This is a genomic window from Mycobacterium sp. TH-M25 (assembly GCF_057473665.1).
The window spans coordinates 1-6,594 of sequence record NZ_JBYCLA010000385.1 but is presented as its reverse complement, the minus strand read 5'-3'; the positions used below and the strand labels follow the sequence as shown (position 1 = coordinate 6,594).

The 6,594-nt window shown below is 64.0% G+C and carries 7 protein-coding genes and 1 pseudogene; 4 read left to right on the top strand and 4 right to left on the bottom strand.

Annotated features, from left to right (window positions below; translation table 11 throughout):
* The 4 genes from AC2VOU_RS12990 to dnaA form a co-directional block, all read right to left on the bottom strand.
* Positions 1–534: DUF721 family protein (locus AC2VOU_RS12990; protein WP_486957747.1), on the bottom strand; the 534-nt coding region annotated here is incomplete at its 3' end.
* Positions 524–1,696 carry a DNA replication/repair protein RecF gene (recF, locus tag AC2VOU_RS12985; RefSeq protein WP_486957746.1) on the bottom strand — a complete coding sequence of 391 codons (1,173 nt, stop codon included), beginning with the start codon at positions 1,694–1,696 and terminating at the stop codon, positions 524–526. The genes recF and AC2VOU_RS12990, both read right to left, overlap by 11 nt.
* Positions 1,697–1,703: 7 nt before the next feature.
* A complete protein-coding gene (gene dnaN / locus AC2VOU_RS12980) occupies positions 1,704–2,900 on the bottom strand; it encodes a DNA polymerase III subunit beta (protein ID WP_486957745.1) in 1,197 nt (398 codons plus the stop codon).
* A 587-nt stretch (positions 2,901–3,487) separates the two neighbouring features.
* Positions 3,488–4,987 (bottom strand): chromosomal replication initiator protein DnaA, encoded by a 1,500-nt coding sequence (dnaA, locus tag AC2VOU_RS12975; RefSeq protein WP_486957744.1) that lies wholly within the window; start codon positions 4,985–4,987, stop codon positions 3,488–3,490.
* Between the two features lie 570 nt (positions 4,988–5,557).
* Between dnaA and rpmH the strand changes: the two genes are divergently transcribed.
* The 4 genes and pseudogenes from rpmH to AC2VOU_RS12955 form a co-directional block, all read left to right on the top strand.
* On the top strand, positions 5,558–5,701 hold the full coding sequence (gene rpmH / locus AC2VOU_RS12970) for a 50S ribosomal protein L34 (RefSeq protein WP_070355130.1): 144 nt from the start codon (positions 5,558–5,560) through the stop codon (positions 5,699–5,701).
* A gap of 21 nt (positions 5,702–5,722) precedes the next feature.
* Positions 5,723–6,058 carry a ribonuclease P protein component gene (gene rnpA / locus AC2VOU_RS12965; protein WP_486957743.1) on the top strand — a complete coding sequence of 112 codons (336 nt, stop codon included), beginning with the start codon at positions 5,723–5,725 and terminating at the stop codon, positions 6,056–6,058.
* An 8-nt stretch (positions 6,059–6,066) separates the two neighbouring features.
* Positions 6,067–6,378 carry a membrane protein insertion efficiency factor YidD gene (gene yidD / locus AC2VOU_RS12960; RefSeq protein ID WP_486938017.1) on the top strand — a complete coding sequence of 104 codons (312 nt, stop codon included), beginning with the start codon at positions 6,067–6,069 and terminating at the stop codon, positions 6,376–6,378.
* A pseudogene (locus AC2VOU_RS12955) lies at positions 6,362–6,594 on the top strand (membrane protein insertase YidC); the annotation flags it as partial. The gene yidD and the pseudogene AC2VOU_RS12955, both read left to right, overlap by 17 nt.

Here is a 6,594-nt window from a genome sequence, read left to right as displayed (position 1 = left end):
GTGCAACGCGCCTTTGCGCCATGACGGGGCCGTCGGACCGGTGATTCGCAGGCTGGTGACCACGCCGTCACCGACCTCCGCAGCGATCTTGGCCAGCACCTGGCTCTGGATCAGCCGTAGTTGGGTCGCCCATGCGGTCGACTCGGCGCTGACGCTGAGGACCCCGTCCCGCAACGCCGTCGGGGTCGCGTGTTCGGAGATCTGGGCGCCGACCACCGCCGGCCACCGACCGAACACCGCGCCTTCGGCGACCCTGGGGGACCAGCCCTGCTTTTTCGCCAGATCCCGAGTAGCCCCCGCCAGCGGTTGCGGGTCACGCGCGTCGGGACCCGGGCCGGACCAGCGCCGGCGACCACTGCCGGCCACCCGGCGGGTCGGCGGTAGCCGGCGGCCGCGGCCGACGTCTTTACCTTGGGTGCGGGCTGCGCCGCGGGCTTCCTCCAGGACCCGGCGCACGAGATCCATCCCTTTGACGTGGCTCGGATTCTCCAGCGGTGCGGCGTTGGGTTCCGGGGTGTCACGGTCAAGTTCCATTGCCATCCTCCTTCTCGGCGTCGACGATCGCCGAGGTCGGCCCGGTTTCGTGGTCGTTCAGCGTGATGTCGACGCGGCCGGCCAGCCAATCCCGCGGAATGTCGTCCACCACCGCCGCGGTGACCAGCACCTGCTCCGCGGATGCGGCCGCGGCGGCCAGGGCTTCGCGGCGGGCCGCGTCGAGCTCTGCGAATACGTCGTCGAGCAACAGCACCGGTTCGCTGCCCTCCGCCCGCAGCAATTCGTAGGCGGCCAGGCGCAGCGCAAGTGCCATCGACCAGGATTCCCCATGACTGGCAAAGCCTTTCGCGGGCTGCTCGCCGAGTCGCAACTCGAGGTCGTCACGATGCGGGCCCACCAGACACACGCCGCGCTCAAGTTCCGCGGCGCGGCGTGCGGCCATCTTTTCCAACAGCGCTGCCTGCAGGGTGGCGACATCGGGCCGCTGCGGCTCGATGTCGATGCTGGCGTGGTAGACGATCGAAGCGGGTCGCGACGCCGGTGCCAACAGCTGATAACTCTTTTGCACCATCGGCGCCAGCTCGTTGACCAATGTGATTCGGGCCGCCATCAATTCGGCACCGTGGGTAGCCAGGTAGCCGTCCCACACATCGAGGGTATCCAGCGCTCCGCGGTCGGTGCGCAAGCGCGTGCCGGACGCGGACTTCAGCAACGCCGTGCGCTGGCGCACCACCTTGTCGTAGTCGGCCCGGATGCCCGCCACCCGTGGTCGGCGAACCGCGGCAAGATCATCGAGGTAACGACGACGGTCGCCGGGATCGCCGCGGACCAACGCCAGATCCTCGGGTGCGAACAACACCGCCCGCAACACGCCGACGACTTCACGCGGACTGCGCACCGGCGAGCGGTTCAGCCTTGCCTTGTTGGCCCGGCCTGCGGTGATCTCCAGGTCAAGGGCACATTCGCGGCCCTCGTTGACCACAATGGTCGATACCACCGCCCGCTGCGCGCCGACTCGGACCAACGGTGCGTCGGTGGCGACCCGATGCGATCCCAGTGTCGACGAATACCACAGCGCCTCAACAAGATTCGTCTTTCCGAAACCGTTGGGCCCGACGAATACCGTCCGCCCGGGTGTCAGATCGAGTTCGACGTTCGCCCACGACCGAAAGTCACGTAAGCCAAGATGACGGACGTACACCTAGCTACTAACCCGGTAGGCGAACCGGCATCAGCAAGTAGACGTAATCCGTCTGAAGAGCCGGGAAGGGTCCGCTGTCGGTGGGTGGCGCGTCGTCGCCGGCCGGCCGTAACACCGCGGGACGGCTCGGCGTGGTGAATCCGAACGACACCCGGTCGGAATGCAACGAGCTGAGGCCGTCGGTCAGATACGTCGGGTTGAACGCGATCGTGAGCGGTTCACCGGCGAACTGCACCGACACGTCTTCCTCGGCACGACCGACGTCGTCGCCTCCGGCCGACAGCCGAAGCGTGTCCTGCGAGAATTCCATCCGGACCTGCGCGCCGCGGTCGGCCACCAGCGCCACGCGCTTGATTGCCTCGGCCAGTTCGGCGACTCCGACAGTCGCGACAGCGGTGTGTTCGCTGGGCAGCAGTTGACGAAACTTCGGGAAATCCGCATCCAGCAGTCGGGTAGTGCTGCGCTTGCCGTTTCCGCTGATACCGAGAAGTCCGTCTTTGCCGACCGCGGCGCCGGCACCCAGCGACAGATGCACTTCGGCGCCGTCAGTCCCGTTCTTGGCCGCCTCCGACAATGTCTTCGCCGGCACCAACACCGCGGCCTCGACATCGGGCACTGCAGCCGCCCAGGTGAGCTCGCGAACAGCCAGCCGGAATCGGTCGGTAGCGGCCAAAACCACGGCATGACCTGAGATTTCGACCCTGATCCCAGTCAGCATGGGCAGGGTGTCGTCGCGACCGGCAGCGATGGCGACCTGGCCGATCGCCTCGGCGAAAAGGTCGGCCGGCAGCATACCGGTCTCATCGGGCAACGTCGGCAACGTCGGGTAATCCTCGACAGCCATCGTCGGCAAGGAGAATTTCGCACTTCCGCAGACCAGCGAGACCCTGGTGCCCTCCACCTGCACGTCAACCGGCTTGTTCGGTAGCGCCCGGGTGATGTCAGAAAGCAGCCTTCCAGATACCAAAGCTGTTCCAGGCGAGGCGATTTCGGCTGCCAGACAAACTTCTGCGGACACCTCGTAGTCAAACCCGGAGATGGTCAAGCCGGCGTCGGAGCCAGTCAGCAGAACGCCGGCCAACACCGGCACCGTCGGCCGAGACGGCAGGGTGCGCGCCACCCAGGCGACGGCGTCTGCGAAGTCGTCGCGCACCAAGCGGAACTTCAAGTCGGTCAGGCCGACGGCGGTCGTCGCCACGTCCATTGCGTCCCTTCAATCACCTCGAACAGCGCGGCCAGCTTTGGCGGCGCCACTTCTTGTGAACCTCGCCGACGGATGCCCGTGCCCGTACTTCATTTCGACTGCCGAACGGGCAGCCGAACCACAACCGTAGAGCGTCAGAGGCCATCTTGAAAGCTAATCGGAATCAGTGACACTCAGGGCGTTGGACACCGTGATTCAGGGTGTGGATCGGTTCGTCCCCAACAGCTTTTTCTGAAGAACAAATTCTGTAGATACATCAATAACAGTAATAAGGCCTGTGCAGATTGTGCACAGGGTGGTGTCTGTGCTGCTTGGAGCCTGCGTTGGGTTGTGTATGACACGGGCAGGGGTTGTGTGGTTTGTGTGCAGCGGTTGGGGAGCAGTCAGGGTTGTGGACGGACCCGGTGTTGGAAGGCCATGTGGAAGCCGACTGCGCACAGGAGTATGCACAGGCTCATGCTGTGACGGATGGTGCTCGCGAGTCCAAAGTTTTTTGACATTGCGTGTGACGAAACGCCTCGGTACCGCTGCGGAGCCCAAAAGCCGTGGGGTATTTGGCCACTCGATGCTCCGGTGGCCGGTACCGCTCAACGCTTCGAGCGCTGCCGAATCCGAGTGGTGAGCTCCTTGACGTGATCGAAGATCTCACGACGTTCGGCCATCTCGGACAGGATCTTCTTTTGCGCGTACATCACCGTGGTGTGGTCGCGGCCGAACGCCTGCCCGATCTTGGGCAGCGACAGGTCGGTCAGTTCGCGGCACAGATACATGGCGATCTGTCGCGACTGAGCCAGCGCACGGGTTTTGCCGGGCCCACGTAGCTCCTCCACCGTGGTGTCGAAGTACTCCGCGGTGGCGGCCATGATGGTCGCGGCGCTGATTTGCATCGTGCTGGCGTCGGCAATCAGGTCGCGCAACACGATCTCGGCGAGGGCTTTGTCGATCGGCGCCTTGTTCAACGAGGCGAACGCGGTGACCCGGATCAGCGCGCCTTCGAGTTCACGGATGTTGCGTTCGATGCTGCTGGCGATCAGCTCGAGCACATCGTCGGGCACATTGAGGCGCTCAACCTGCGCCTTCTTGCGCAAAATGGCGATGCGGGTTTCCAATTCCGGTGGCTGAACGTCGGTGATCAGGCCCCACTCGAACCTGGTTCGTAACCGATCCTCAAGTGTCGCAAGCTGTTTCGGCGGCCGGTCGGAGGAAATCACGATCTGCTTGTTGGCGTTGTGCAGCGTATTGAAGGTGTGGAAGAACTCTTCCTGAATACCTTCCTTGCCCTCGATGAACTGAATGTCGTCGACGAGCAACACGTCGACGTCGCGGTAGCTGCGTTTGAAAGCGACCTTGCGGTCGTCGCGCAGCGAGTTGATGAAGTCGTTGGTGAATTCCTCGGTCGAGACGTATTTGACGCGCATGCCCGGGAAGAGTCGCTGGGCGTAGTTCCCGGCGGCGTGCAGTAGGTGCGTCTTGCCCAGACCGGACTCGCCCCAGATGAACAGTGGGTTATATGCGCGGGCCGGTGCTTCGGCGATGGCGAGTGCGGCGGCGTGAGCGAACCGGTTCGACGCCCCGATGACGAAGGTGTCGAAGGTGTAGCGCCGATTCAGGCTCAGGCCGGCGGCAGCGTCGGCGGCTTGGCTGTGCGGCCGCTCGGTGAAATACGACGGCCAACTCTGGTGTGCGCTGGCAAGGGCTTCGCCGTCTTCGTCGATCTCGTCGATGTCGTCGATGTCGTCGAGGGGAGGTTTGGCCCGGTCGTCGGATTCATCGGAAGTCAGTGGGGAGATGCGCACACCGAGTTCGATCTGCTGGCCGAGTCGGCGGCTGAGCGCATCGGTGATCTGGGTGCGCAGGTGCCGTTCGATTTCGTTCTGGACGAAGCTGCTGGGTACGGAAAGAAGAGCGAAACCTTCGACGATCGTGAGCGGTTGCACCAGGTTGAGCCATGCTCGTTGCTGTGGTGTCAGCGGCGATACATAGGCTGTGCCGTTGAGGACGGTGTCGTCTGCGTGAAGTTCGCCGTTGAGTTCGGAGACGACCGCGCTCCAGACCGTCGCGAAACTGGATCCGGGATCCTCGGTCAACGACGGGTCCCCCTGAAATGCTGTAAACGTTCCACCGATAGTTCCGACAACAAACTGTCCACACTGTTATCCACAGGTGTGGACAGGTCAGCGGACGGCAAGCCGCAACTGACCCCTGACAGCTCGCGTGACCGGCGCTCGAGGCGGCCAGCATAATCGGGCTGGCTAGGAGGCCGATCCGCCATCCTTGCTTCGTTGTCCAGCGCCGTTTCCATGTGAAACAGCACCGACCGAAGCTAACAGTTTTCCGCGCCTGCGGCCAACCGTTCTGCAACATTCGGAATGGGCGGCACAAGATTGCTCCCTGGTCGGTGGCAGGTGTGACGGCAGTTAAAGGTCAGCCGGGGAACGCTCCTCGCTCGGGGTGGTTTGACCGGGCGAACGCACGTCAGTACCCTCATACAGTCGCCCCGAAAGTAGGCGACACGGCTGCGATTCGGGCGATCAGTCTGCCAGCGCGCCGGTTACCAGCAAGACGTAGAGCCTATCGAGGCGTCGTGGGTAGACGTGTGACCCGCTGGCACGGGGTACCGCGTCCGGCACGATGCCAGATGCAGCAAGGAGAGAGTCGTGGCAAAGGGCAAGCGGACATTCCAGCCGAACAACCGGCGCCGTGCCCGTGTGCACGGTTTTCGGCTGCGCATGCGGACCCGCGCCGGTCGGGCGATCGTCTCGAGCCGGCGCAGCAAGGGCCGTCGGTCGCTGACTGCTTGATATGACCCCGGTGTAGCGGCGGTGCTCTCCGCGCGGAACCGTATGACGCGGTCGTCTGATTTCGATGCGACGGTCAAGCGCGGAAAGAAATCCGTCCAACCGGACATGGTCATCTATATGCGGCGTGCAACCGGCGATCCTAAACTCGGGCTGATCGTCTCGCGATCGGTCGGTACTGCCGTGCAGCGGCACGGGCTCTCGCGGCGTCTGCGCCACGTTGCCCGGGAGGTGTTCGCTGATCTGACGCACTCCGAGCATGTGGTGATCCGTGCGCTGCCCAGCAGTCGCGATGTCGCGTCCGCCCGCTTGGGCGAGGAACTGCGGGCGGGCTTGCGGCGCATCGAGTCCAAGCGGTGAGAGCCCGGATGTCACGACTACGGGCCGCCGAATTCGCGCTCGCGCGCGGGCTGATCTTCGCTATCCAGCTCTACCGCCACATGGTTTCGCCGCTGCGGTTGCCGACGTGTCGGTTCACGCCGACCTGCAGTCAATACGCGGTCGACGCCCTGACTGAGTTCGGACTGGTGCGGGGGAGTTGGTTGGCCGGTGTCCGGCTGGTGAAGTGCGGCCCGTGGCATCAGGGAGGATGGGACCCAGTTCCGGAGCGCCACGCAGCCGCGGTCCAAGACTCGGACACCCCACCGACGTTAGAGAAGAGTGATTCTGTTGTCTTTTGACCCGTTCAGCCTGGACTACTTCTATTACCCGGTCTCGGCGATCATGTGGCTCTGGTACAAAGCCTTCTCTGCGGTGCCCGGCCTGGGTCCGAAGAATTTCCTCACCTGGACGCTGGCGGTGATGTTCCTGGTGTTCACCCTGCGTGCGATCTTGTACAACCCTTTCGTGCGCCAGATCCGGACCACGCGCCAGATGCAGGAGTTGCAGCCACAGAT

What these genes read in the sequence shown, in the direction of transcription:
- yidD (WP_486938017.1), top strand. Translation starts at nt 6,067, where the DNA reads ATGTCACGACTACGGGCCGCCGAATTCGCGCTCGCGCGCGGGCTGATC.
- dnaN (WP_486957745.1), bottom strand. Translation starts at nt 2,900, where the DNA reads ATGGACGTGGCGACGACCGCCGTCGGCCTGACCGACTTGAAGTTCCGC.